This window comes from Bradyrhizobium sp. USDA 4341 (assembly GCF_054063755.1).
On the sequence record NZ_JBSSGO010000002.1, the window covers coordinates 4,730,083 to 4,755,907 of the forward strand.

A 25,825-nucleotide genomic window follows, 5' to 3' on the forward strand; every position below is an offset into this window, starting at 1 on the left:
AAGATGGCCGACGCGGCCGACACCGCCAGCGGACCCGTGCTCGAAATTGCCGGCGCCCGCGCCACGATCCGCCTCAACCGGCCGAAGCATCTCAACCGCCTGCAGGCCGAGGATCTCGGCGACCTCATAAGGCTGTTCGACCGGATCGAGGCCGATCCCGCGATCCGCGTGCTGGTGCTGACCGGAACCGGCCGCGCATTCTCGGCCGGCTACGACCTCAACTCGGTGGCCGAGCGCGCGGTGAGCGAGAGCGAGCAGCAGAGTGCGGGCTCGGCGTTCGAGGTGGTAGTGAACCGGCTCGAGGATCTCTGCGTGCCGACGATCTGCAGACTCAATGGCGGCGTCTATGGCGGCTCGACCGACCTCGCGCTCGCCTGCGACTTCCGGATCGGCGTCGATACCGCGGAGATGTTCATGCCGGCGGCGCGGCTCGGGCTGCACTACTACAAGAGCGGCATCCGGCGCTACGTCACACGGCTCGGCGTCGACAACGCCAAGATGCTGTTCCTGACCGCGCAGAAGATCACGGCGCCGGAGATGCTGCGGATCGGCTACCTCACCGCCATGGTGTCGCTCGACCTGCTCGACGAGGAGGTCGACAAGCTCGCCACGATCCTGGCCGGCAATGCGCCCAAGGCGATGGCCGGCATGAAGCGCGCAATCAACGAATTCGCCCGCGGCGCGCTGGATGAGGCCGCCGCCGACCAGCGCCACCGCGACAGCATGCGCGGCGACGAGATCAAGGAAGGCATCAAGGCGTTCGCCGAGAAGCGGCCACCGAGGTTTTAGAGGCAGCACGCCCAGTCATTGGTACCGTCACCCTGAGGAGCGCGCACCGCGCGCGTCTCGAAGGGTCGACGGCCCCACTGTGGCCGTGCATCCTTCGAGACGCGCTACGCGCTCCTCAGGATGACGGATCTGGCAGGGACGTGCAGAAGTCTCCTCTCACCCTCCCCTGGAGGGGCAGGGGAATCGCACGTGCGCGGCTGCAAGTAGTTGCCAAATCGGGAGAAAGAGATTCTGAAGGTCGCTCCTGATCTAGAGGGAGCGGCCGATGCAACGATTTGCCGAGTGCTTTGAAGATTTGCCCGACCCGCGGGCCGACAACGCGCTGCATGACCTGACCGAGATCTTGTTCATCGCACTGATGGCGACGCTGTGCGGGGCGACGAGTTGCACCGACATGGCGCTGTTTGCCCGGATGAAGGCCTATCTTTGGCAGGATGTGCTGGAGCTCAAGAATGGCCTGCCGAGCCACGACACGTTCAGCCGGGTATTCCGGATGCTCGATCCGAAGGCGTTCGAGGTCGCGTTCCGGCGTTTTATGACGGCCTTTGCGCAAGGCGCGAAGATCAAGCGGCCGCGCGGGGTAATCGCGCTCGACGGCAAGGCGTTGCGGCGGGGTTACGAACGCGGCAGGAGCCACATGCCGCCGGTGATGGTGACCGCCTGGGCGGAGCAGACGCGCATGGCGCTCGCCAATGTGCTGGCGCCGAACAACAACGAAGCCGACGGTGCCCTGCAGTTGCTTGCGCTTCTGCAACTCAAGGGCTGCGTGGTCACGGCCGATGCCCTGCATTGCCACCGCGGGATGGCCGAAGCGATTGTGGCACGGGGCGGTGACTACGTGCTGGCGGTGAAGGCGAACCAGCCCGCTCTGTTGGAGGATGCCAAAGCCGCAATCCGCGCCGTCAAACGCAAGGGCAAGACCTCGCTGACCACCATCGATGCGGAACATGGACGCAACGAGAAGCGTGTGGCGCTGGTCGCATCGGTTCCTGGCATGGCCAAGAAGTACGACTTTCCGGGCCTCAAAGCTGTCGCCCGCATCACCAGCAAGCGGGGACAGGACGACACGGTCGAGCGCTACTTCCTGATGAGCCGCCCCTACAGCCGCAAAGAGGTCCTGCGCATCGTCCGTGCTCATTGGGGCATCGAAAATCGCCTGCACTGGCCGCTCGACGTCACCCTCGACGAGGACCTTGCCCGCAATCGCAAGGGCAACGGACCGGCCAACCTGGCCGTGCTCAGGCGTCTGGCTCTCAACGTCGCCCAAGCCCACCCGGACACGACAGTCTCCCTGCGCGGCAAGCTCAAGCGCGCCGGATGGAACGATGCATTCCTCTTCGAACTCCTCGGCCACATGCGATAGCCCTGCCTGGAGGGGGAGGGTCGTTGCGCATGCAGCAAAGCGGAATGCGCAGCGGGGTGGGGTGATCTCTCAACACGAGCGGCGCCCGAGTGGAGAGATCACCCCACCTCGCCGCTCACTTCATTCGCGTCGATCCTCCCCCTCCAGGGGAGGATAAAAAGCGTCACGCTCGCTTCGACCGCATCGCGCGCGTCTGCGCGATCTCCGGGTCGCGGGCCAGCGCCTGGTAGCGCTTGCTGTCGACGGCGTAGATCGCTATGCGGCCCTCGGCGTCGGCGTGAACGCCCCAGCCGAACCGCTTGCCGAGCGGCGAGGCGCGCATGCAGGCCTGGCCGCGCGAGAAGAACGTCTCGCGGGCGAGGCTGCGCGCCTTCTTCGCCGCCTTCGCATCGAGCGCGCGGCCGGCCGACGAGGTCGCGAACACGACGTCGTCGGAGGTGTATTTGTACGGCGCGCCTGCGATCATCCGGAATTGCAGCACGGCGACCGTGGGCTGGCCGCCACGCGGCTGCGGCTCCTCGCCGCACTGCGCCGGGCAATCCTCGGCGACGCGGATCAGGGTGTTGAAGCAGTTGGTGCTGTACAGCGGTTTCGCCATCGACACGATCCGTATCACACTCCGGCGGCTGCTGCATGCTGCGCCGCCATCTCGTCGTCGGCCTTCGAGATCCGGATGAAAGCCGGGCGCGCGGCGATGCGTTCGGAATAGCGGACGAAGACTTCCCTTTTGGGCACGATGCCGAACATCATGGTCCAGCTGAGCGCGATGCCCCAGAGGATGTCGGCCGCCGTGATCTCTTCGCCGAGCAGATAGGGCCCCTTTGCGAGCTGCGCCTCGAGCGCGCCCAGCATGGTGTCGTAATCGGCATAGGGCGACTGCGTGATCGGCGCCGGCTCGCGGTTCATGAAATGGTCGATCACCGCCGGCTCGAACGAGGCGCCATAATAGGCGATCCAGCGCAGATACGGGCCGCGGCGCGGGTCGTTCAGCGCGGGCGTCAGGCCCGCCTGCGGAAACAGATCGGCGAGATAGATGAAGATCGCGACCTGCTCGGTCACCAGCGCGTCACGGTGGCGGATCGCCGGCACCTTGCCGAGCGGATTGATCGCGAGATAGGCGTCCTTGCGCTGCTCGGCCGCCTTCATGTTGAGGACGTGCAAATCATAGGGCGCGCCGAGCTCCTCCAGCAGCACGCGGGTGCCGGTGGCGCGGCTCTGCGGCGAGTAATACAGCGTGACGCGATCGTTGGGGGCAGCGGTGGTCATCAGCGGGTCTCCTTGCGCCGTCAGGGGGCGTGGCCTCCTTATGTCCGCCTATACCTGACATCTTGTGTCAGGTATGATCGGCCATGCGCGCGAGTCGGCTGTTTTCCATCCTCACCACCCTGCAGGCGCGGGGACAGGTCACCGCGCCTGAATTGGCCGAGGCCTGCGAGGTCTCGGTGCGCACGATCTATCGCGACATCGATGCGCTCTCGGCCGCCGGCGTCCCCGTCTATGCCGACCGCGGTGCCGAGGGCGGCTACCGGCTGCTCGACGGCTATCGGGTGCGGCTGAACGGGCTATCGCAGGGCGAGGCCGAGGCGCTGTTCATGGCTGGGCTGCCCGGCCCCGCCGCCGCGCTCGGCCTCGATGCTGCGATGGCGGCGGCGCAGACCAAGCTGATGGCGGCGCTGCCGGAGAATCTTCGCCCCAACGCGAGAGGGATGCAGCAGCGCTTCCATCTCGACGCGCCGGGCTGGTTCGGTGAGACCGAGGAGCCGAAGCATCTGCGCGCCATTGCAGCCTCGGTGCTGCGCGAGACCCTGATCGAGATCCGCTACCAGAGCTGGAAAGCCGAGAAGCGGCGGCGCGTGGCGCCGCTCGGCCTCGTGCTGAAGGGCGGCAGCTGGTATCTCGCCGGCCTTGTCGACGGCAATGTGCGCACCTATCGCGTCGCGCGGGTGCTGGATTGCACCGCACTGGAGACGCCGTTCGCGCGGCCGGCGGAGTTCGATCTCGCTACCTATTGGCGCGCCTCGATCGCGCGGCTCGAGGCCGAGCTGCATCCGAACGAGGCCACGGTGCGGCTGTCGCCGTTGGGGCTGCAACTGTTCGATGCTCTGGCCCACCTTTACGTGAAGGCACGGATGCGGCTTGCTGAAGCCGCCGACGCCGACGGCTGGCGGATCGCCACCATGCCGGTCGGCAAGACGGTGTGGCACGCCGCCTCCGAATTGCTGCGGCTCGGCGCCGAGGCCGAGGTGATCGCGCCCGCGGAGTTACGCGAGAAGATGGCGGAGCTGGCGGGCGCGATGGCCGCGCGCTATGCGGACGCCCCGCCGCGCCGCGCGGTGGCGGGACGCAAGGGTTGAGCCGCTGGGCGCATGTTAATAGCGGCTGTCGGAGCTGATGACGAAGCGGTCGAGAAAGTTGACGGGCAGGATCTCGAACCGGTCCAGCGTCAGCGTAATCCCGGTCACGAAGTCGACGCCCTTGATCGTGCCCTCGAGATCGATCCGCCGGCCGCGGCGCAGGCCGCGTGTTTCCGGATGTTGCTCGATGTCGATGTAGGCATAGATCGGGTTGTCGAGCCGCGAATGGCGGTGCCAGCCACGTTGCAGAAAGCTGAACTGCAGCACGGAGCCCGCGCCCCAGTCGATCGCGTCGAAGAAGCGGGTCTTCCAGGCAACGGGCTGTCCCAGGTAATGCGCGGCGATGAACGCGTCGCGCTCAAGCGCAGGCAGACGGTGCAGTTGCCAGCTGATCTCCGCCGGCGCCAGGGAGGCGTTATTCGCCATTGTTGTTCTAGTCGTTCTTCTTGTCGTTTCTTCTTGTCCTCGGCGGGAGGGTGAACCGACCTTCCCGCCTTGAGGAAACTATACATCCACAAATGTGACAGTATCCGCCACAGTTGCGCGCGACGTGCGGTAGCTGTTCACCTTGTGCGCATGATCCGCATAGCCGAACGAGATACCGCAGACAACCCGGCGGTCGTCGGCCAGGTTGAAATGGCGGCGGATCAGGCCGGAATGGCGGGCGATCGCGGCCTGCGGGATGGTGCCGAGCCCAAGCGCCTGCGCGGCCAGCATGAAGTTCGAGACATAGCCGCCGCAGTCGATCGCACCATAGATGCCGAGCGGCTCGTTGGTGTGGATCACGGCAATGTGCGGCGCGCCGAAGAAATTGTAGTTCTCCAGCGCCTGCTTGGCGTAGGCCGCCCTATCGCCGCGCGCGATGCCGAGCGTATTGTAAAGCTGGAACCCGCTTTCGCGGCGGCGCTCCAGATAGACCCCGACATATTCGCGCGGCGGCGTGAAGTCGTAGTCCTCGCCAAGGCCGCGCGAAGCCTCGGCATAGATCGCCTTGCGAAAGCGCTCCTTGGCCTCGCCGGACACGATCAGGACTTCCCAGGGCTGGCTGTTGCACCACGATGCGGTGCGCTGCCCGGTCGTCAGGATATGCTCGATGACGTCGCGCGGCACCTCGCGCGGCTGGAACGCACGCACCGAATAGCGCTCGTTGAGCAGCTCCTCGAGCGCGCCGATACGGTCTTCGGCCGCGAAACGCGGCTTGGTGGTGGCATCCATGCTCAGCGGCCCTTGGTCGGGATCTTGTTGTAGGGCACGTCCTTGTCGACCCGGATGTCGCCCGGCAGCCCGAGCACGCGCTCGGCGATGATGTTGCGGAGGATCTCGTCGGTGCCGCCGGCGATGCGCATCGAGGGCGACGACAGTAGCATCTGCTGGAACTGGCCGTTGGCCTGTTCCTCGTCGGTGCCGGTGAGGCTGCCCGCCGCGCCCTCCAGGTCCATCGCATAGGTCGCGATGTCCTGCAGCATCAGGCCGGAGACGAGCTTGCCGATGGAATTCTCCGGACCGGGCCGCTCGCCCTTCGACAGCGCCGAGATCGCGCGGTAGCTGGTGTATTTCAGCCCGCTTGCCTTCACCGCCCAGCTCGCAAGCTTGGAGCGCACCGCCGGATCGTCGATCGCGAGGCCATCCTCCAGCATCAGATTGGAGCAGAACTCGAACATTTCAGGGACACCGGTCGCTAGCCGCGATCCGATCGACATGCGCTCGTTCATCAGCGTGGTCAGCGACACGCTCCAGCCCTCGCCGACGGCGCCTAAGCGCTGGCTGTCCGGGATCACGACGTCGGTGAAATAGACCTCGTTGAACTCCTGCATGCCGTTGGCCTGCTTGATCGGCCTGACCTCGACGCCCGGGCTCTTCATGTCGAGGAAGAACATGGTGAGGCCCTTGTGCTTGGGCACATTCGGATCGGTGCGCGCGATCAGAAGGCCGTAGTCGGAGTAATGCGCGCCGGAGGTCCAGATCTTCTGGCCGTTGACGACCCAATTGTCGCCTTTCTTCTCGGCGCGGGTGCGCAGGCCGGCGACGTCGGAGCCCGCCGACGGCTCGGAGAACAGCTGGCACCAGATCTCCTCACCGGAGGCGAGCTTCGGCAGATAGCGACGCTTGGCGTCTTCAGAGCCCCAGGCCATAACGGTCGGGCCGCACATGCCCTCGCCGATCTGGAACGGCTGGGTCAGCTTGCCGTAGACGCCCTCTTCCTGCTGCCAGATCACACGCTCGATCGGGGTGGCGCCGCGGCCGCCATATTCCTTCGGCCAGTGCAGGCAGGCCCAGCCGCCCTCCGCCTTCTTCTTCTGCCAGGCCTTGCCGACCTCGACCATGTCGTGCTTGGCGAGCCTGATGCGGCCGAGCGAGGACTTCGAGAGTTCTTCCTCGAATTCCTTCGGCGCATTGGCCGCGATCCAGTTGCGGGCAACGGCGCGGAATTCGGCTTCCTGCGGGGTGTCATCGAAATTCATGGCGAACCTCTTTTGATTTTCCGCGCGCTCAGGCGCGGCCCTTGGTCGGGATCTTGTTGAAGGGAACGTCCTTGTCGACCCTGATGTCGCCGGGCAGGCCCAGCACGCGCTCGGCAATGATATTGCGCATGATCTCGTCGGTGCCACCCTCGACGCGGGTGCCCGGCGCACGCAGCAGCATCGCCTGGAATTTGCCGGCGACCTCGGCGTCCTCGGGCCCGTTGAGCGCACCCGCGGCGCCCTGCAGATCGAGTGCGTAGGTTGCGACGTCCTGGATCATCGAGCCGGCGACCAGCTTGCCGATCGAGTTCTCCGGCCCCGGACGCTCGCCACGGGAGAGCGCGGAGATCGCGCGCATGCTGGTATATTTCAGCCCGCTCGCCTTCACCGCCCAGCTCGCGAGCTTCGAGCGCACCGCGCGGTTCTCGATCGCCGGGCCATCCTCCAGCATCAGGCTGTTGCAGAAGTCGAACAGCTCGGGGAAGCCGGTCGCGACGCCGGCGCCGATCGACATGCGCTCGTTCATCAGCGTCGTCAGCGACACGTTCCAGCCGTCATTGACATTGCCGAGCCGTTGCGAGTCGGGAATGCGCACGTCGGTGAAATAGACCTCGTTGAAGTCGGAGGCGCCGCTCGCCTGCTTGATCGGCCTGACCTCGACGCCCGGGCTCTTCATGTCCAGGAAGAACATGGTGAGGCCCTTGTGCTTTGCGACATTGGGATCGGTGCGGGTCAAGAGGATCCCGTAATCGGAGTAATGCGCGCCCGAGGTCCAGATCTTCTGGCCGTTGATCACCCATTCGTCACCCTGCTTCTCGGCGCGGGTGCGCAGGCCTGCGACGTCGGAGCCGCCGGCCGGCTCGGAGAACAGCTGGCACCAGATCTTCTCGCCGGAGGCGAGCGGCGGCAGATATTTGCGCTTCTGCTCCTCGCCGGCGAACGCCATCATGGTCGGGCCGCACATGCCGTGGCCGATGATGAACATCGAGCTGAGGCGGCCGAACGGGCCCTCCTCCTGCTGCCAGATCACGCGCTCGATCGGCGACGAGCCGCGGCCGCCATACTCCTTCGGCCAGTGCAGGCAGGACCAGCCGGCATCGGCCTTCTTCTTCTGCCAGGCCTTGGCGACCTCGAGAATGTTGGCGCCCTTGAGCTGGACGCGGCCGAGCGAGGCCTTGCGCAGCTCCTCCTCATATTGCTTCGGCGCATTGGCCGTTATCCACGCTTTCGCCTCGGCGCGGAATGCGGCCTCCTGCGGGGTGTCGTCGAAATTCATGGTCTGTCATCCTTCGCCGGTGTCGTAGGATGGGTAGAGCGAAGCGAAACCCATCTCTTGGACCACCCGCGTCATGATGGGTTTCGCTGCGCTCTACCCATCCTACAAGTTACCAATCCTTACGCCGCGTTCTTCTTGCGCATGCGGTCGATCAGGGCGTCTTCCCAATAGGACAGGCTGCCGAGGCCGAGCGCCACCGCATTGGCGCGGCGGTAGTACATGTGGCAGTCGAACTCCCAGGTGAAGCCCATGCCGCCATGGACCTGGATGTTGTTCTTGGCGCAGTGCTGGAACGCCTGCGTCGCGCTGATGCGCGCGGCGGCGGCCGCTTCCGGCAATTCGCCGGCATTGGTCGAGAGCGCCCAGGCGCCGTAGTAGCAGTTCGAGCGCGCCAGCGTCGCCGACACATACATGTCGGCCAGCATGTGCTTGACCGCCTGGAACGAGCCGATCGGACGACCGAACGCGATGCGGTCGAGCGCATAGTCGCGGCCCATCTCCAGCGCGCGGTCGGCGCCGCCGACCTGCTCGAACGCCATCAACACGGCTGCGCGATCCAGCACCTGGGTGATGACGCTCCAGCCCTCGCCGGCCGCGCCGAGCGGCTCGGCTTTCGCGTCCTTGAAGGTGATCTCGGCCTGGCCGCGGGTGAGGTCAATGTTGGTCAGCGACTTGACCTCGACACCGCCGGCCTTGAGATCAACGATGAACAAGGAAATATCAGACTCACGTCCACTCGAACCGGTGCGCGCGGCCACCACGGCGAAATCGGCGATCGCACCATCAGCAACCGGCTTCTTGACGCCATTGAGCACGCCGCCATTGGCCGTGACGTTGATGGCCTTCGGCGACGGGTTGCCCTTGCCCTCGAACAGCGCCAGCGTGCCGATGGCATCGCCGGAGGCGATCTTCGGCAGCCATTTCTGCTTCTGCGCGTCACTGCCTGCGATCAGGATCGCCTCGGCAGCAAGATACACGGTGGAGGAGAACGGCACCGGCGCCAGCGCGCGGCCCATTTCTTCCGCGATCACGCAGAGCTCGAGATGGCCGGCACCCGCGCCGCCGAACTGCTCCGGAATCGCGACGCCGAGAAAGCCCATCTCGGCGAGGCCCTTCCACAGCGCCTTGTCGTAGGGCGCCTTGCCGTCGAGCACCTCGCGCACGGCCTTCGGCGGGCACTGCTCGGCGAGGTACTTCCGCGCCTCGTCGCGCATCTGCTTCTGTTCGTCGGAGAAATCGAAATTCATGGCGGCTACCTTTCTTGGTTCTTGTCGCTTCAATTGGCCGTCATTCCGGGGCGCGCGAAGCGCGAGCCCGGAATCCATTGAGCCACAGATGATGTGGCTTGATGGATTCCGGGCCTGCGCCCAAGTGGGCGCATCCCGGAATGACGAATGGAGAGAGCATCAGCCTCATCACAGCACGATCACCTCATCACCGGGCTTGCCGGCGTAGAGCTTCTCCACCAGCGCAGCGCGGCGTTCGAGGCCGGCGCGCTGGTTGATGTAGCCCTTGTCGGTGAGCTCGTTGCCGTCGATCGACGGCGGCTCGACCATCAGCATCGCACGCGCGATGCGCATGCTGCTGCCGGTGCAAGATGCATTGTGCGCCTGCAAGCCTTTCCTGAGACAGGCGACCACCTCGGGATGCCGGATCACGTCCTCATAGGTCGCATCCGCATTGCCGACCAGCTGGCGGCAGGCATGCAGGTTCGGCCAGCACAACAGGCCGATGAACTCGCGGTCCTGCCCCGCCACCAGTGCGTCATGCACGACCGGCGTCGCGGCTGATATCGCATCGGTGCGCAGCGAGCCGACATGGACGAAGGTGCCGGTGGTCAGCTTGAAGTCCTCGACCACGCGGCCGGCAAAGATGATGCCCTGCAGCGGGTCCTCGGGATCCACGAACACGCCGGCGTCGCCGATGCAGTAGAAGCCTTCCTCGTCGAACATCTTGGCCGTGAGATCCGGCTGGCCGAAATAGCCCGGCGTGACGTTGACGCCACGCAGTCGCAATTCGTATTTCGAGCCGCACGGCACCATCTTCAGCTCGACGCCGGGGAACGGCAGGCCGATCAGGCCGACGCGCTCGGTGTCCCAATAGGTGCCGGTCGAGGTCGGCGCGGTCTCGGTCGAACCCCAGCCGGTGTAGAACACGATGCGCTCGCCTGATGTCTTCACCGCCAGCGCCTGCATACGGTCATAGAGATCGTCGGGCAGCCGCGCGCCACCATAGGCCATGATCGAGAGGTTCTTGAAGAAGCTCCGGCACAGCGCTTCGTCCTTCTCCATCGCGGCTGCGAGTGCGGCATAGCCCGCCGGCACGTTGGCGTAATAGGTGGGCGACACCTCGCGCAGGTTCCTGATGGTCTCCTCGAGCTGGCCCGGCATCGGCCGGCCGTCGTCGATGTAGAGCGTGCCGCCGTCGACCAGCACCGGATTGAACGCGGCATTGCCGCCCATGGTGTGATTCCACGGCATCCAGTCGAGCACGGTCGGAATCGGGCCGGCCGTTTCCCGCGGGCGCACCTGCATCATCATCGCCGCATTGGCGCACATCATCTGCTGGGTGTTGATGACGGCCTTGGGCATGCCGGTCGAGCCCGAGGTGAACAGCAGCTTGCCGACGGTGTCGGGCGTGATCTTCGCAATCGACGCGCCGACATCGGCGGTCACCGGTGTTGCTGCGAGCTCGGCAAAGGCGGTGCTCTTGATCCCCTCGCAGGGACGCAGGACGTGAATGACCGTCATGCCGGTGAGATCGATCGCCTTCAGCGCCTTCTCGAAGGTCGGGCCGTCCTGCACCATCACGACGGCGGGCTTGATCAGATTGAACAGATATTTGAGCTTGAGGTGATCCTGGCTCATCAGCGAATAGGCCGGCGACACCGGCGCGGCCGGCAGCCGTGCCTGCATCGCGGCCTGCGTCATCAGCGCGTGCTCGATCGAATTGCCGGACAGGATCGCGACGGGCCGGCCATCGCCAATGCCGAGATCGAGCAGGCCCTGCGTCAGCGCATCAACGGTGCGCTTGGCTTCACCATAGGAGACCTTGCGCCATTGCCGGTCGGGGCCGCCGCGTTGCGCCAGCCAGATCCGCTCCGGCGCCTGCGCCGCCCATTTGGCGAGATAGGCCGGGATGTGGGTCTCGTAAGCCTGCAACGGGATCCGCGACTTCAGCACGACGGTACCGTCAGCGCGCCGCTCGACCGCGATGTCACGTGCGAGCCAGTCCACCTTGCGAAAGGCAGGCTTGGTCAGCATCGCCGCGTCTCCATCCATTTTGCGTCTCCCGGAATTCTCGTCCTTTTGAGGATCTGTTCTCAGCGCCTGATATAGACAGGCTTTCGTTTCTCGAGAAAGGCCTTGATGCCCTCCTGGAAATCTTCCGAGCGGCTGCACAGCACCTGATTGCGATCTTCCATCGCGATCACGGCCTCGATCGATCCCGCATCGACGCTCATGTTGATGCATTCCTTCGACAGGCGGAGACCGACCGGCGAGGCCGTCATCATCGCGTCGACATAAGGATTGGCCGCAGCGTCGAGATCGGCAGCCTCGACCACCTCGGACACCAGGCCAACCGCAAGCGCACGGTCGGCATGGATGAAACGCCCGGTGAGAATCAATTCGGAGGCGACCGACACGCCGACGAGGCGCGGCAGGAAGTAGCTGGTGCCGATGTCGCAACCGCCGAGGCCGAGCTTGATGAAGGCGCAGTTCATCCGCGCGTTCTTCGCCGCGATGCGGATGTCGGCCGCGAGCGCCAGTGCGAAGCCGCCGCCGGCAGCGGCGCCCTGCACCAGCGCGATGATCGGCTGCGGACAGCGCCGCATCAGCATCACGATGTCGGCAATGCGGCGCTGCGAGTCTAGCGACTCGGTGACGCCAGGCGGCTCGGTCTGCCCGCCGCGGCGCGCCATCGCATGCTTGAGGTCAAGCCCGGCGCAGAAATTCGCGCCGGCGCCCTTCAGCACCACGATTCGGGTGTCACGATTGCGCTGCAGGCCCTGGAAGTAGCTATTGAGTGCATCGATCATCGCCGGATCGAGCGCGTTGAGGCTTTCGGGACGATTGAGCGTGACCCAATCTGTTCCGTCGTGATGTTCGATCAGCAGCGGTTGAGACACGCGCATGGTCCTCCCGACCGTCGTCCCGGCCAAGCGAAGCGCGAGCCGGGACCCATAACCACAGGCTTTTGTTGTTTTGCGCGACGTCTGCCAGGCTTGCCTGTTACAGACGCCGCGGAGTATGGGTCCCTGCTCCAGCGCGCAATTGCGCGCAAGGCAGGGACGACGGCGGAATTCGCCGTTAGCGCGGCGCCATGCGGATGGCGCCGTCGAGGCGGATGGTTTCGCCATTGAGCATCGGGTTCTCGACGATGTGAACCGCGAGGTTGCCGTATTCCGAGGCATCGCCGAGGCGGGCCGGATGCGGCACCTGGGCGCCCAGGCTCTTGCGGGCTTCCTCGTTGAGACCCATCAGCAGGGGCGTCAGGAACAGGCCGGGCGCGATGGTGTTGACGCGGATCTTCAGGCTGGCGAGGTCGCGCGCGGCCGGCAGCGTGAGACCGACGACACCGCCCTTCGAGGCCGAATAGGCGATCTGGCCGATCTGGCCTTCATAAGCCGCGACCGACGCGGTGTTGATCGCGACGCCGCGCTCCTCGCCGATCGGAGCCTCGGTCGCCAGCCGCTCGGCGAACAGGCGCAGCACGTTGAAGGTGCCGATCAGATTGACGTTGATGATACGGACGAACTTCGCCAGCGGATAGACGCCGTCCTTCCCGACGATGCGCTGCGAGCCGCCAATGCCGGCGCAGTTCATCAGCACGCGCGCGATGCCGTGCGCGGCCTCGGCTTTGGCGATCGCCGCCTTGATCGCTTCCTCGTCAGTGACGTCGGCATGCAGGGCAACGCCCTTCACTTCGGCGGCGACCTTCTCGGCGTTTTCCTTGTTCTGGTCGATCACGCCGATCTTGGCGCCCTTGGCGGCCATGGCGCGCGCGGTCGCGGCACCGAGGCCGGAGCCACCGCCGGTGATGAGAACGGCAACGTCTTTCAACTGCATGGGAACAACCTTTCCTTGGGCGTTTCTTCTCTAGACTTGTTATGGCGAATGGCGAGCAGCGAATAGCGAGTGGAAGAGATGACCTCTCCCAATCTGCTACTCGCTATTCGCCATCCGCGCTTCCTTCGCTTCCAGCACGCCGCCGAAGATCAAGGCTTCCATGTGCCTGATGTATTCGCGGCAGACCTCGTCGGTGACCGGACCGACGCCGACCGCGCGCGACATCGCGTGGCGGCCGAAGAACAGGTGATCGCAGGCGCCGATCAGGCTGGTGTAGAACAGCACCGGATCGATCTTGCGGAATTCGCCGGCCTTGATGCCCTCGGCGAGCAGCCGGCGGTGAAAATCCAAAAGCGGCGCGACGAAGAATTTCGACACCTCGTTCGCGGCAGCAGTCGAGCTCTCGTGCAGGAGATAATGGATCAGCCGGTTCATATAGGGGAACTGGTGATAGGCACGAATGATGCCGCCGATATGCAGCCGCAGTTTCGCGGACGGCGTGATCGGCTGCGCCAGGAGATATTCGAGCTGCGAGATCTCGGTGGCGGCGTCGCGCGCGAGCAGCGCCAGCAACAGCCCGTCCTTGTTGCCGAAATGATATTTCACGAGCGCGGCGTTGACGCCCGACTTCTGGGCGATGTCGGACAGCGAAACCTCGATCGAGGCGCGCTCGATCATCAGCTCGCTGGCTGCGACCAATAGCTTGTCGGCAGTGGCATTTTTGCCGGCCGGAAGTTTCGTCGGTACGCTGGTATTCAACTGCGCTCTGGTCCCGCTCTGTGTCCCCGGCTGTTTCTTGGCTCGCCGGTAAATCGAGGCCGCACATAAGCCCATGGCGGGGCTGCACTCAAGAGTTAATTGATTGATTGACTAAATGCTGAGCCGCCCCTTAAATCCGGCCCAACTTTGAAACCGCCCAATCCAGAAACATCAGGGAGATCAGACATGCCCGAGGCATATATCGTCGCCGCCGCCCGCACCGCCGGCGGCCGCAAGGGAGGGCGTCTTTCCGGTTGGCATCCGGCCGATCTGGCCGCGACCGTGCTCGATGCGCTGGTCGAACGATCCGGTGCCGACCCGGCGCAGGTCGAGGACGTGATCATGGGCTGCGTGATGCAGGCCGGCGAGCAGTCCAACAACGTCGCCCGCAACGCGGTGATGGCCTCGAAGCTGCCGGAGAGCGTGCCCGCGACCTCGATCGACCGCCAGTGCGGCTCCTCGCAGCAGGCGCTGCACTTCGCGGCGCAGGCCGTGATGAGCGGCACCATGGACTGCGTGATCGCCGCCGGCGTGGAATCGATGACTCGCGTGCCGATGGGCCTCGCCTCCTCGCTGCCCGCCAAGAACGGCTTCGGCCACTACAAGAGCCCGGGCATCGAGGCGAAGTATCCGAACATCGTCTTCAGCCAGTTCACCGGCGCGGAAATGATGGCCGAGAAGTACGGCCTGTCGAAGGACGAGCTCGACGAATACTCCTACAACAGCCATCAGCGCGCGATCGCGGCCACGCAGGCCGGCCACTTCAAGGACGAGATCGTGCCGGTGACAATCACCCGCGCCGACGGCTCGACCGACACCCACCACATCGACGAAGGCATCCGCTTCGACGCCAGCCTCGACGGCATCAAGGGCGTCAAGCTGATCGCCGAGAACGGCAAGCTGACCGCGGCCAGCGCCAGCCAGATCTGCGACGGCGCCTCCGGCGTGATGGTCGTCAACGAGAAAGGCCTCAAGGCGCTCGGCGTCAAGCCGATGGCGCGCATCCATCACCTCACCATGATGGGCGGCGACCCTGTGATCATGCTGGAAGCGCCGCTGCCGGCAACCCAGCGCGCGCTGCAGAAGGCCGGCATGACAATCGACGACATCGACCTGTTCGAGGTCAACGAGGCCTTCGCCTCGGTACCGACCGCGTGGCTGAAGACCACCGGCGCCGATCCGGCCCGGATCAACGTCAATGGCGGCGCGATCGCGCTCGGCCATCCGCTCGGCGGCTCCGGCACCAAGCTGATGACGACGCTGCTGCACGCCCTGAAGCAGCGCAACAAGCGCTACGGCCTCCAGACCATGTGCGAAGGCGGCGGCATGGCGAACGTGACGATCGTCGAGCGGCTGTAGAACAGGAAGAACCGCATCGGCGGCTACACAAGCCGTACAAGCGGCCACACAAAAGGTGTCGTCCCGGCGGAAGCCGGGACCCATAACCACCGGTGCATGTGGTTATGCCGGGCCGCGGCCCCAACTCATTTCAACAACATAGAACGGTGGTTATGGGTCCCGGCCTGCGCCGGGACGACGCATCACCTGAGGAAACGTCTTTGACCCACCCGTCCATCCACGCGCGCAACCATCCGAACAAGATCGCCTACCAGATGGCGGCGTCCGGCAAGGCGATCACCTATCGCGAACTCGACGAGCTCTCCAACCAGGGCGCGCATCTGTTCCGCTCGCTCGGCCTGAAGGCCGGCGACCACATCGCGCTCCTGATGGAAAACCGCCTCGCCTTCATGGAGATCTGCTGGGCCGCACAGCGCTCGGGGCTTTATTACACGGCGATCAGCCGCTACCTGACCGAAGAGGAGATCGCCTACATCATTAGGGATTGCGGAGCGAAGGTGTTCGTCACCACGCCGCAATGCGCCGACAAGGTGAAGGGCCTGATCAAGGGCGAGCCGGGCGAGCCGCTGTTCTACATGATGGACGAGCCGGCCCCGGGCTTTCGCTCCTATGACAAGGAGGCCGCCGTGCAGCCGACCACGCCGGTTGCCGACGAGGTCGCCGGCTACGACATGCTGTATTCCTCCGGCACCACCGGCCGGCCCAAGGGCATCAAGAGGGAGTTCGAGGGCAACCGGATTGACGTGCCGAGCCCGTTCCTGCGGATTCTCACCGCCGACATGTGCGGCATGAATGCCGACAGCATCTATCTGTCGCCGGCGCCGCTCTATCACGCGGCCCCCCTGCGCTTCAACATGATGGCAACGGTGCTGGGCGGCACCTCCGTCATCATGGAGCATTTCGACGCCGAGGAATTTCTGAAGCAGGTCGAGAAGCACAAGGTGACGCAATCGCAGCTGGTGCCGACCATGTTCGTACGCATGCTGAAGCTGCCCGACGAGGTCCGCGCCCGCTACAAGGTCTCATCGCTGAAGGGCGCGATCCACGCCGCGGCGCCCTGCCCGGCCGACGTCAAGGCGAAGATGATCGAATGGTGGGGACCGATCCTGATCGAGTATTACGCCGGCTCCGAGGGCAACGGCGTCACGGTGTCGACCTCGCAGCAATGGCTGACCCATCGCGGCACCGTCGGCCGCGCCGTGGTCGGCAAGGTCAAGATCCTGGACGAGAACGACGAGGAGGCGCCGACCGGCCAGATCGGCCAGGTCTATTTCGCCGATGCGCCCGCGTTCACCTATCACAACGATCCCGAGAAGACGAAGAAGGCCTACAACGCCAAGGGCTGGTCGACGCTCGGCGACGTCGGCTATCTCGACGAAGAGGGCTTCCTCTACCTCACTGACCGCAAGAGCTACATGATCATCTCCGGCGGCGTGAACATCTACCCGCAGGAGACCGAGGACGTGCTGATCACGCATCCGGCGGTCTCCGACGTCGCGGTGTTCGGCGTGCCGAACGAGGAGATGGGCGAAGAGGTCAAGGCCGTGGTGCAGCCGCACGACATCGCCAGGGCCGGCAAGGAGCTCGAGGCCGAGCTGATCGCGTTCTGCCGCCAGCATCTGTCGCCGATCAAATGCCCGAAGAGCATCGACTTCGAGCAAGAGCTGCCGCGTACCCCGACCGGCAAGCTGGTGAAGCGTCATCTGCGTGACAGGTACTGGCCGAAGGCTCCCGCCAAGGCGTGAATTCTCACCCACCCCTGAAAGGGGAGGGCTAAGGACACACCGGCGTGTAAAAGACACGCCGCAGTCTGCCCGCCCCTGTGGTGCAGACCTACAAATCCTCTGCCGGTCCGCACGCCACCGACGACGCGGCGCGCAGATGCAGTTGGCCGTGCTTGCCCGATGCCGTGCTGGTCCATTGCGCGTCGATCTGCTGAAAATCTTCCGACAGCTTGCCGCGATGGCTGCCGTCGGTCTCGAACGCCCCGTTGCCATCGGGCGACTGTTCAAAGATCTCGACCTCGAGATCGGACAGCCGGATGAACATCTGCACACCGATCCTGGTCACGTGACGACCGACTTCATATGAACCGCAACCACGCGCTTCCGCGTTCTGCTCGTTCAAGGCCTGCACCTTGTCGAAGGTGATGACGACGTTCTGCACCGTGTTGTCCCCATCCCACAGGAATTCGCCAATATAGGCGCGCGGCAATTTTTCGGTGAGTTCCTTGATGTCGGCCGCACGGACCGCAGGCATCAGCACCAAGCCGGCGGCTACGATCATCAGGCCGAGACGCGACATCCAGCCGGGCAGCTCTGCAATCCTCGCGTGGCGCATGCGGTATGCATCCCGTGGCCAAAGTTGCTATCGTGAATCAATGACCGCCAGCATACAGCAAAATGCGCTGGTTCTGCGGCGATGCCCAACAGGTGATCTGCACGATGGAAACGCTCCCCGACGTCCCGCTCCCCGCCACCATCCGCTCGCGTTATGTCGACGGGATCAACGGCCTGCGGATGCATGTGCTGGAGGCGGGTTTCGAAACAGCCGGCCGGCCCTGCCTGTTGCTGCTGCACGGCTTTCCGGAGCTGGCGTTTTCCTGGCGCAAGGTGATGCCCGGGCTTGCCGCGGCCGGCTATCACGTGGTCGCGCCGGACCAGCGCGGCTATGGCCGCACCACAGGCTGGAGCGCGGAGTATGACGGCGACCTCACATCATTTCGCCTGCCCAATCTGGTGCGCGATGCGCTCGGGCTGGTGGCGGCGTTCGGCTACACGCACGTCGATGCCGTGATCGGGCATGATTTCGGCTCGTCGGTCGCGGCATGGTGCGCGCTGATCCGCCCCGACGTGTTCCGCGCTGTCGTCATGATGAGCGCGCCGTTCGGAGGAACGCCGTCGCTGCCGTTCAACACCGCAAGTGAGCCCGCGAAACGCGCGAGCGAGGACCCCGTGCATCGCGAGCTGGCGGCGCTGCCGCGTCCGCGCAAGCACTACCAATGGTACTATTCGACGTATCAGGCCAATGCCGACATGCATCGCGCGCCGCAGGGCGTGCACGACTTCCTGCGCGCCTACTACCATCACAAGAGCGCGGACTGGAAAGACAACAAGCCGTATCCGCTGCAATCCTGGTCGGCGGGGGAGCTGGCCAAACTGCCGACCTACTATGTGATGGACCTCGCCAAGGACATGGCCGCGACGGTCGCCGAGGAGATGCCGTCGCACGAGGCGATCACCGCCAACAATTGGCTGCCCGACCGCGACCTCGCCTATTACAGCGCGGAGTATGAACGCACCGGGTTCCAGGGCGGGCTGCAATGGTATCGCTGCGGGACGTCAGGCGCGTTCACGGCGGAATTGCAGACCTGGAGCGGCCGCACCATCGACCAGCCGTCTGCGTTCATCTCTGGCAAGCAGGATTGGGGCACCTATCAGCGGCCCGGCGTGTTCGAGACGATGCAGACCAAGGCCTGTACCAAAATGATCGGCTGCCATCTGGTCGACGGCGCCGGCCACTGGGTGCAGCAGGAGCAGCCGGGCGAAGTGAGCCGGCTGCTGCTGCAGTTCCTCGATCGCGCAAGCTAGAGCCACTTCGGTTCTGATCGAATCAGTCGCTCGAGATTCTTGTTTTGGCAGGTTTTCTTCGCGCGAGCAGGCATCCGCCCCGCGTCAGATGCGGATGCCTGCCGCCACGATCCCGTCACAGGGCGTTAATGCGCGGTTCACGAAACATTGGGCAATGATTGGCGTTGCTAGAAACCGGCGCTCGGTCCGGCGACTTTTTGAGGAGAGTAAAGATGGATAGGAAAATCGCTGGACTTCTGGGAGCGGTGGCCGCGTTCGGCGCGGTCGGTGCCGCCGAAGCTGCGCCTGGGCCGAACCCGGCCGACGTTCTGCAGGCGAACTCATACGCGGACCTGCTGGAGCCGATCTCGAACGCCTCCGCAAAGCTGCAGGCGCTCGACGAGGCTGCGCCCGCTCCGGTCCGCGAGAACGTGCAGCTTGCACAGTACTACTACCACCATCACCACCACCACCATCATCACGGCTACTATCGCCGCGGCTACTACGAGCGCCCGGTCATCGTGGTGCCGCGCTATCGGCGCTACCACCATCACCATCATCACCACCATCATCATCACAGCTTCTACCGTCGCGATTACTGAGCCAAGGCGACCGATCGGCGATACCACAACGGGGCCCGCGGGCCCCGTTGTTTTGTCAACTATGATGCGGCATCTCGCTCAATCGTTGCGCGCCTTCTCCTTTGCGGCGCGGTGCAGATGGCGATATGTGCCGTCGAACACCGTGTCCGATGACGACGTCCATTCCGTTCCGGCGGCCAGTTTGGGCCGATTGTTGTAGATGCGGCGCGCCTGCAATTCGCGTTCGGCGGCCTCCTCCTCGCCCATCTGCTCGAGCTGAAAGTTCGCTTCCTCGGGAATCACGATGATCTGGGCGAACGGCTCGTTCGGCCGGAAAATGTGAGTGCGCCCTTCCGCCGGCGCTTTGAACACCGTGAAGAACATCATCGGCCACCAATTGCGCACGAGCGCCGGAACGGCGATCGGCACGGTGTCGGAGCGATCGGTGTAGAAGCGCGGATGCGGTTCGGTACGGATCGCCATGCCCTTCTCGACCTTGAGATCGAGCAATATCTGATAGGTGTAGAACGCGTCGCCGAAATTCCGGAACGGCGGCCACTGCACGCCGCTGTCCGGCGGCTCACCCCAATCGGCGTCGAGTTGTAGCCTTCCGTCCTTCGTGGTGACGTGCAGCTCGAAATCATAGGGATAGAACAGCTCGATCCCGTATTGCGCGCCTTCCGAGAACGGCACGCAATGCCAGACCTGCTCGCGCGAACCATCGCTGCGCGGCTCACGGTTGCCGGCCCAGCCCGGAATCTCGAGTTTCGTCCGCCGCGGCGCCAGTCGCGCATCGTTCAGGCGGAATTTGACGGTGTCCATGGCATCCTCTCGTGAACAGCAGGAACTCGAACGGACGTAGCACAGCCTAGTTCCCCTGATCTTGATCACGAACGGGCAGAGACGCACCCATCCGGGATTGACCTCGGCCTGACGAGCAAATATTGGAATTATTCTAATTCTAAACTCTGTAAACAAGGCGTTGCCGTGAAGAATTTCGCCGATTTGACCGAGCGCGAGGTGCTGGCGGTCGCGATTGCCTCCGAGGAGGAGGACAGCCGCATCTACATGTCCTTCGCCGAGGACCTCACCGAACGTTATCCAGATACCGCAAAGATTTTCGAGGAGATGGCGGAGGAAGAGCGCGGCCATCGCCACCGTCTGCTGGAAACCTACGAGCAGCGCTTCGGCCCGCATCTGCCGCCGATCCGGCGCGAGGACGTCAAAGGCTTTCTGCGCCGACGCCCGATCTGGCTGACCAAGAACCTGCCGCTCGACACCATCCGCAAGGAAGTCGAGACCATGGAACTGGAGGCCGAGCGCTTCTATGCCAAGGCGGCAGAAAGGGCTGAGGATACCGGCGTACGCCGGCTGCTCGGCGATCTCGCCGAAGAGGAGAAGGGCCACGAGAAACTCGCGGTCAAGCTGACCGGCGACATCCTCAAGCCCGATGTGCGCGCAGAGGAAGACCGCACGCGGCGGCGGATGTTCGTGCTGCAATATGTGCAGCCGGGCCTCGCCGGATTGATGGATGGCTCGGTCTCGACCTTGGCGCCACTGTTCGCCGCAGCCTTCGCCACCCATCACAACTGGCAGACCTTTCTGGTCGGCCTCGCCGCCTCGATCGGCGCCGGCATCAGCATGGGCTTTGCCGAAGCGCTGTCCGACGACGGCTCCCTGACCGGCCGCGGCTCGCCCTGGCTGCGCGGCATCACCTGCGGATTGATGACGACGCTCGGAGGTCTCGGCCACACCATTCCCTATCTGGTGCCCGACGCCTGGCCGAATGCATTCTGGATCGCGACCGCGATTGCCGGGATCGTGGTGTTCTTCGAGTTGTGGGCGATCGCCTTCATCCGCTCGCGCTACATGGACACGCCGTTCCTGCAGGCGGTGTTCCAGATCGTGCTGGGCGGCGCGATCGTGCTCGCGGTCGGCATATTGATCGGCGCGGCGTAGGACGGCGAGGTCTCCCGATGCGATCCCGGCGCCGATGTCGAGATATGGCCGGCGCAGCGCTGATTGCGCTCGCCGCGGTCGGATGCAGCAGCCGTGCGCAGGCGACCGACGAGATCCAGGTCTACAATGCCGGCATCGCGGCGGTCGGCCAGTTCACCATCCAGCAGCATCTCAACTATGTCGGCATCGGCCAGAAGGATCCGCCCTTCCCGGGCGGCTTTCCCTCCAACGGCAGCCTCAACGGCACGCCGGAATTTGCCTATGGCATGACGGATTGGTGGGAGCTCGGGCTCTATCTGCCGTTCGCCGTGCAGGACCGGCAATTCCTGTCCGACGCATTCAAGCTGCGCACGCTGTTCGTCTCGCCGAACGCCGACAAGCGCAATCTGTTCTACGGCATCAATTTCGAGCTGAGCTACCAGATGCCGAAATTCGCGCAGACCCGCTGGGGCCTGGAGATCCGGCCGATCATCGGCATGCGCAACGCGGACTATGAATTCATCGTCAACCCGATTGTCGACGTCGGTTTCGGCAAATATGGCGAGGCGGATTTCGCGCCTGCCGCGCGCGTGGCGCGCAAGCTGAAGGACGATGTGTATGTCGGCCTCGAATACTACGCCGATTTCGGCAAGATCGGCGACTTCAGCCCGCTCGCCGAGCAGCAGCACACGCTGTTCGCGGTGACCGACTTCAAGGTGGGCGACGTCGACATCGACTTCGGCGTCGGCTACGGCCTGACGCGGGCATCCGACCGGCTCGTCGTCAAGACCATCATCGGATACGCCTTCCCGGTGCCCGGGACCAAGGAGAGCAGCGAGCGCGCCAGCGCGAGCGGCCCCATCAATCCAATGGCGCATCTGTCGGCGCGCAGCACGCCTTACTAGGCGCGCGTCGGCCTCCCCGGCATCAGGCAGAGCCCGATGATCACGATCGCGTTAGGCGATGTGTGACGCCGACGCGGCGCGCCAGCGCAATTGCGATCAAGCCGGTCTTGCCCGCCCGCTCCATTCTGCGCATGATCGCCGCCAAAATCAGGGAGCACGCCGTGGCCAAATCGCAATACAGTTTCAAGACCGCCGTCGAACTGTCGGAGGCGCTGCGCAACAAGCAGGTCTCGGCCGTCGAACTCGCGGAAGACGCGATCGGCCGCATCGAGCGCCATGACGGCAAGGTCAACGCGGTTTGCGTGCGCGATTTCGAGCGGGGCCTCGCTGCTGCCCGCGCTGCCGATGCCGCGATCGCGCGCGGCGAGCACAAGCCGCTGCTCGGCATTCCCATGACGGTGAAGGAATCCTTCAACGTCGCGGGATTGCCGACGACCTGGGGCTTCCTGCCGCAAAAGGACTTCGTGCCGGCGGAAGACGCGCTCTCGATCACGCGGGTGAAGGACGCCGGCGGCGTCATCCTCGGCAAGACCAACGTGCCGGTCGCCCTCGCCGACTGGCAGAGCTACAACGAGATCTACGGCACCACCAACAACCCTTACGACCTCGGCCGCACGCCGGGCGGCTCCTCCGGCGGATCGTCGGCGGCGCTTGCCGCGGGCTACGGCGCATTGTCGCTCGGCTCCGACATCGGCGGCTCGCTGCGCGTGCCAGGATTCCACTGCGGCATCTATGCGCACAAGCCGACCTTCGATCTGCTGGCGTCGCGCGGCCACACCGCGCCGCCGGCGCCGCCGCTGATCTATGAGCGCGACCTTGCGGTGATCGGCCCAATGGCACGCGGCGCGGCCGACCTTGCCCTCGTGCTCGACGTGATGGCCGGGCCCGATCCGCTCGATACCGGTAAGGCCTATCGTCTCGAGCTGCCCGCGGCGCGCCACACGAGCCTGAGGGATTTCCGCATCCTCGTCATCGACACCGATCCGGTGCTGCCGACCGACAGGGCGGTTCGCGGCAGCATCGACAAGCTCGCCAGCAATCTCGACAAGGCCGGCGCGAAGATATCGCGTTCGAGCCCGCTGCTGCCCGATTTCGCGGCGTCCTCGCGGCTCTATATGCGGATGCTGCTGTCGTTCCTCGCCGCGAGCTTCCCGCCGGAGGTCTATGCCGGAGCCTGCGCGGCGGCGGCCGCGCTGCCGGCCGTCGATAACAGCCTACATGCCGAGCGGCTGCGCGGCATCGCGCTCAGCCATCGCGACTGGGTGCAGGCGACGTATGCCCGCGCGCGGTTGCGCGCGCAATGGCGCGAGCTGTTCAAATCGTTCGACGCCGTGATCTGCCCGATCATGCCGACGCCGGCCTATCCGCACGATCATTCGCCGGACCAGGAGCAGCGGCGAATTCTGATCGACGGTGAGCCGCACGTCTACACCGACCAGCTCGCCTGGCCAGGCATCGCCACCCTGCCCGGCCTGCCCTCCACCGCGATCCCGACCGGCTTTGCGCCCGACGGACTGCCGGTCGGCGTGCAGATCGTCGGTCCCATGCTGGAAGACCGCACGCCGCTGAAGCTCGCCGAGCTGATCGAGCGCGAGTTCGGCGGCTTCGTGCCGCCGAAGATGTTCGACGATTAGCGAAACCGTCATTGCGAGCGAAGCGAAGCAATCCATATATCGACACGCGCGGAACGATGGATTGCTTCGTCGCTCCGCTCCTCGCAATGACGACAAAATAAAACCGGGAGGATACCAATGAGCAAGGACCTCGAAGAGCTAACGAAGCTCAACAAGGATTATGTCGACTCGGTTCAGAACTGCGACGTCAAACGCTTCGATGAAATCCTGGCGCAGGACTTCTACTGCACCAATCCCGACAAGAGCCTCGTTGATCGCGCCGCCTTCCTGAAGCAGACGGCGATCCCCGTGAAGATCAAGGGACTGAAGGCCGAGCACGTCAAGATCCGCATCCTCGGCGATTTCGCGATCATCCACGCCCAGACCAGCTACACCGGCGCGGACGGTGAGCCCGCGCACGGCCGCTACACCGATTGCTGGGCGCGGCAGAACGGGAAATGGCTCGCGGTGTCCGCGCACGTCGCGCGATGAGCACGACGTTCGCAGCGCCACCCCTCCACTGTCATGCCCCGCTTCATGCGGGGCATCCAGTACTCCGCGGCCGCAGTTGATTCTCACACGACTTCCGCCGCGGCGTATGGGTCCCGGCCTGCGCCGGGACGACACGACCTCAGCTGTCGAACATGATCACGCTGCGCAGCGTCTTGCCGGCTTTCATGTTGGCAAAACCCTCGTTGATCTCGCTGAGCTTCAGCTTGGCCGAGATCCAGTCCTCGAGATGCAGCTTGCCGCGCATGTAGAAGTCGACGAGGCGCGGCATGTCGACGCGGAAGTGGTTCGACCCCATCGACGAACCTTGAATGCGGCGCTCGCGCAGGAAGTCGAAGCCGTGCAGCTCGATCTTCTGGCCGAACGGGATCATGCCGACGATGGTCGCGGTGCCGCCTGCCGCCAGCATGGCGAAGGCCTGCTCGGCGGTCTCCTTGCGGCCGAGCACCTCGAAGGAGTGCTGCACGCCGCCGCCGGTGAGTTCGCGCACCTGCTGGACCACGTCGCCGCGCGCGGGATCGACGATGTCGGTGGCCCCGAGCTTGGTCGCGAGCTGCAGCTTGGCCGGATTGGTGTCGATCGCGATGATGCGGCCGGCGCCGGCGATCTGCGCGCCGTTGATCGCGGCCATGCCGACGCCGCCGCAGCCGATCACAGCCACGGTCTCGCCGGCGGTCACCTTCGCAGTGTTGACCACAGCGCCATAGCCGGTGATGACGCCGCACCCGATCAGCGCGGCGAGATCGAGCGGCATCTCCTTCTTGATCTTCACGATCGCGTTCTCGTGCACCAGCATTTGCTCGGCGAACGACGACAGATTGAGGAACTGGTTGAGCTTCTCCTTCCTGCCCCACGACAGGCGGTTGGAGGCCCCGGGCAGCATCTTCACCGTGGTGTCGGTGCACAGCACGGTGCGGCCGGTGGTGCAATTGTCGCAGGTGCCGCAGAACACCGACAGGCACGTGACGACGTGATCGCCCGGCTTCACGTAATTGACGTCGGAGCCGACCTTCTCGACCACGCCGGCCGATTCATGGCCGAGCACCGCCGGCAGCGGATGCGGATAAAGCCCTTCCATGAAGTGCAGGTCGGAATGGCAGAGACCCGCGACCGCGGTGCGGATCAGGACCTCGCGCGGCCCCGGATTGGGCACGCTGACATCCTCGATCACCAGCGGCTGATTGACTTCATGCAAGACGGCGGCCTTCATCGGAATTTCCTCTCATGTTTTTTGTTGCGCACGCTCTCCACCTCTCCCAACGGGAGAGGTCGGAGCGC

The 25,825-nt window shown here is 64.8% G+C and carries 25 protein-coding genes; 11 read left to right on the forward strand and 14 right to left on the reverse strand.

The features are described from left to right. The first annotated feature begins 3 nt into the window (after nt 1-3). Complete coding sequence (locus ACVIGB_RS28470) at nt 4-789, forward strand: enoyl-CoA hydratase/isomerase family protein (protein WP_092126288.1); 786 nt, start codon at nt 4-6, stop codon at nt 787-789. A gap of 265 nt (nt 790-1,054) precedes the next feature. Beyond that, nucleotides 1,055-2,152, forward strand: a complete 1,098-nt coding sequence (locus ACVIGB_RS28475) for an ISAs1 family transposase (RefSeq protein WP_456718630.1) — start codon at nt 1,055-1,057, stop codon at nt 2,150-2,152. 163 nt (nt 2,153-2,315) lie between these two features. Here ACVIGB_RS28475 and ACVIGB_RS28480 read toward each other — a convergent pair whose 3' ends face one another. Then, entirely contained in the window at nt 2,316-2,750 is a 435-nt protein-coding gene (locus ACVIGB_RS28480) for a DUF6157 family protein (protein WP_456749243.1), read from the reverse strand. Nucleotides 2,751-2,764: 14 nt separating this feature from the next. Beyond that, complete coding sequence (locus ACVIGB_RS28485) at nt 2,765-3,418, reverse strand: glutathione S-transferase family protein (RefSeq protein ID WP_456720149.1); 654 nt, start codon at nt 3,416-3,418, stop codon at nt 2,765-2,767. 83 nt (nt 3,419-3,501) lie between these two features. Between ACVIGB_RS28485 and ACVIGB_RS28490 the strand changes: the two genes are divergently transcribed. Continuing rightward, the gene (locus tag ACVIGB_RS28490) at nt 3,502-4,506 is read left to right on the forward strand and encodes a helix-turn-helix transcriptional regulator (protein ID WP_456720148.1); all 1,005 of its coding nucleotides are present in this window, start codon (nt 3,502-3,504) and stop codon (nt 4,504-4,506) included. 15 nt (nt 4,507-4,521) lie between these two features. Here the strand turns inward: ACVIGB_RS28490 and ACVIGB_RS28495 are convergent, their stop codons facing one another. The 9 genes from ACVIGB_RS28495 to ACVIGB_RS28535 form a co-directional block, all read right to left on the reverse strand. Next, entirely contained in the window at nt 4,522-4,932 is a 411-nt protein-coding gene (locus ACVIGB_RS28495) for a hypothetical protein (RefSeq protein WP_456720147.1), read from the reverse strand. Nucleotides 4,933-5,010: 78 nt separating this feature from the next. After that, nucleotides 5,011-5,721 (reverse strand): nitroreductase, encoded by a 711-nt coding sequence (locus tag ACVIGB_RS28500; RefSeq protein ID WP_456720146.1) that lies wholly within the window; start codon nt 5,719-5,721, stop codon nt 5,011-5,013. 2 nt (nt 5,722-5,723) lie between these two features. Continuing rightward, nucleotides 5,724-6,968: an acyl-CoA dehydrogenase gene (locus ACVIGB_RS28505; RefSeq protein WP_456720145.1), complete on the reverse strand. Its 1,245-nt coding sequence runs from the start codon at nt 6,966-6,968 to the stop codon at nt 5,724-5,726. Nucleotides 6,969-6,996: 28 nt separating this feature from the next. Further along, complete coding sequence (locus ACVIGB_RS28510; RefSeq protein WP_456749244.1) at nt 6,997-8,244, reverse strand: acyl-CoA dehydrogenase; 1,248 nt, start codon at nt 8,242-8,244, stop codon at nt 6,997-6,999. Nucleotides 8,245-8,363: 119 nt separating this feature from the next. Next, nucleotides 8,364-9,491 (reverse strand): acyl-CoA dehydrogenase family protein, encoded by a 1,128-nt coding sequence (locus tag ACVIGB_RS28515; protein ID WP_456720144.1) that lies wholly within the window; start codon nt 9,489-9,491, stop codon nt 8,364-8,366. A 168-nt stretch (nt 9,492-9,659) separates the two neighbouring features. Continuing rightward, a complete protein-coding gene (locus tag ACVIGB_RS28520) occupies nt 9,660-11,525 on the reverse strand; it encodes an AMP-binding protein (RefSeq protein ID WP_456720143.1) in 1,866 nt (621 codons plus the stop codon). A 41-nt stretch (nt 11,526-11,566) separates the two neighbouring features. Further along, nucleotides 11,567-12,373 carry an enoyl-CoA hydratase/isomerase family protein gene (locus ACVIGB_RS28525; RefSeq protein WP_456720142.1) on the reverse strand — a complete coding sequence of 269 codons (807 nt, stop codon included), beginning with the start codon at nt 12,371-12,373 and terminating at the stop codon, nt 11,567-11,569. Nucleotides 12,374-12,554: 181 nt separating this feature from the next. After that, on the reverse strand, nt 12,555-13,313 hold the full coding sequence (locus ACVIGB_RS28530; protein WP_066513200.1) for an SDR family NAD(P)-dependent oxidoreductase: 759 nt from the start codon (nt 13,311-13,313) through the stop codon (nt 12,555-12,557). A 96-nt stretch (nt 13,314-13,409) separates the two neighbouring features. Then, nucleotides 13,410-14,072, reverse strand: a complete 663-nt coding sequence (locus tag ACVIGB_RS28535) for a TetR family transcriptional regulator (RefSeq protein ID WP_092119591.1) — start codon at nt 14,070-14,072, stop codon at nt 13,410-13,412. Nucleotides 14,073-14,258: 186 nt separating this feature from the next. Between ACVIGB_RS28535 and ACVIGB_RS28540 the strand changes: the two genes are divergently transcribed. Together ACVIGB_RS28540 and ACVIGB_RS28545 are read left to right on the forward strand one after the other, a co-directional pair. Beyond that, nucleotides 14,259-15,431, forward strand: coding sequence for an acetyl-CoA C-acetyltransferase (locus tag ACVIGB_RS28540; RefSeq protein ID WP_456720141.1), 1,173 nt, complete (start codon nt 14,259-14,261; stop codon nt 15,429-15,431). A gap of 200 nt (nt 15,432-15,631) precedes the next feature. Next, nucleotides 15,632-17,176: an acyl-CoA synthetase gene (locus ACVIGB_RS28545; protein ID WP_456720140.1), complete on the forward strand. Its 1,545-nt coding sequence runs from the start codon at nt 15,632-15,634 to the stop codon at nt 17,174-17,176. 88 nt (nt 17,177-17,264) lie between these two features. Here the strand turns inward: ACVIGB_RS28545 and ACVIGB_RS28550 are convergent, their stop codons facing one another. Continuing rightward, nucleotides 17,265-17,771, reverse strand: coding sequence for a hypothetical protein (locus ACVIGB_RS28550; RefSeq protein WP_456720139.1), 507 nt, complete (start codon nt 17,769-17,771; stop codon nt 17,265-17,267). A gap of 104 nt (nt 17,772-17,875) precedes the next feature. Here ACVIGB_RS28550 and ACVIGB_RS28555 point away from each other — a divergent pair, with 104 nt between their 5' ends. Beyond that, nucleotides 17,876-19,021 (forward strand): alpha/beta fold hydrolase, encoded by a 1,146-nt coding sequence (locus ACVIGB_RS28555; RefSeq protein WP_456725057.1) that lies wholly within the window; start codon nt 17,876-17,878, stop codon nt 19,019-19,021. 212 nt (nt 19,022-19,233) lie between these two features. Continuing rightward, nucleotides 19,234-19,602 (forward strand): hypothetical protein, encoded by a 369-nt coding sequence (locus ACVIGB_RS28560; protein ID WP_456720138.1) that lies wholly within the window; start codon nt 19,234-19,236, stop codon nt 19,600-19,602. 78 nt (nt 19,603-19,680) lie between these two features. Here the strand turns inward: ACVIGB_RS28560 and ACVIGB_RS28565 are convergent, their stop codons facing one another. Next, nucleotides 19,681-20,403 carry a hypothetical protein gene (locus ACVIGB_RS28565; protein ID WP_176528698.1) on the reverse strand — a complete coding sequence of 241 codons (723 nt, stop codon included), beginning with the start codon at nt 20,401-20,403 and terminating at the stop codon, nt 19,681-19,683. A 165-nt stretch (nt 20,404-20,568) separates the two neighbouring features. On the opposite strand from ACVIGB_RS28565, the gene mbfA reads away from it, so the two are divergent. From mbfA to ACVIGB_RS28585, 4 genes are all read left to right on the forward strand, one after another. After that, on the forward strand, nt 20,569-21,540 hold the full coding sequence (mbfA, locus tag ACVIGB_RS28570) for an iron exporter MbfA (protein WP_456720137.1): 972 nt from the start codon (nt 20,569-20,571) through the stop codon (nt 21,538-21,540). Nucleotides 21,541-21,584: 44 nt separating this feature from the next. Further along, a complete protein-coding gene (locus ACVIGB_RS28575; protein WP_456720136.1) occupies nt 21,585-22,424 on the forward strand; it encodes a hypothetical protein in 840 nt (279 codons plus the stop codon). Between the two features lie 161 nt (nt 22,425-22,585). Further along, on the forward strand, nt 22,586-24,058 hold the full coding sequence (locus ACVIGB_RS28580) for an amidase (protein ID WP_456720135.1): 1,473 nt from the start codon (nt 22,586-22,588) through the stop codon (nt 24,056-24,058). Nucleotides 24,059-24,175: 117 nt separating this feature from the next. After that, complete coding sequence (locus ACVIGB_RS28585) at nt 24,176-24,529, forward strand: nuclear transport factor 2 family protein (protein ID WP_092119613.1); 354 nt, start codon at nt 24,176-24,178, stop codon at nt 24,527-24,529. A gap of 139 nt (nt 24,530-24,668) precedes the next feature. On the opposite strand, the gene ACVIGB_RS28590 is transcribed toward ACVIGB_RS28585, so the two are convergent. Beyond that, entirely contained in the window at nt 24,669-25,757 is a 1,089-nt protein-coding gene (locus ACVIGB_RS28590) for a Zn-dependent alcohol dehydrogenase (RefSeq protein ID WP_176528693.1), read from the reverse strand. Between the last annotated feature and the right edge of the window lie 68 nt (nt 25,758-25,825).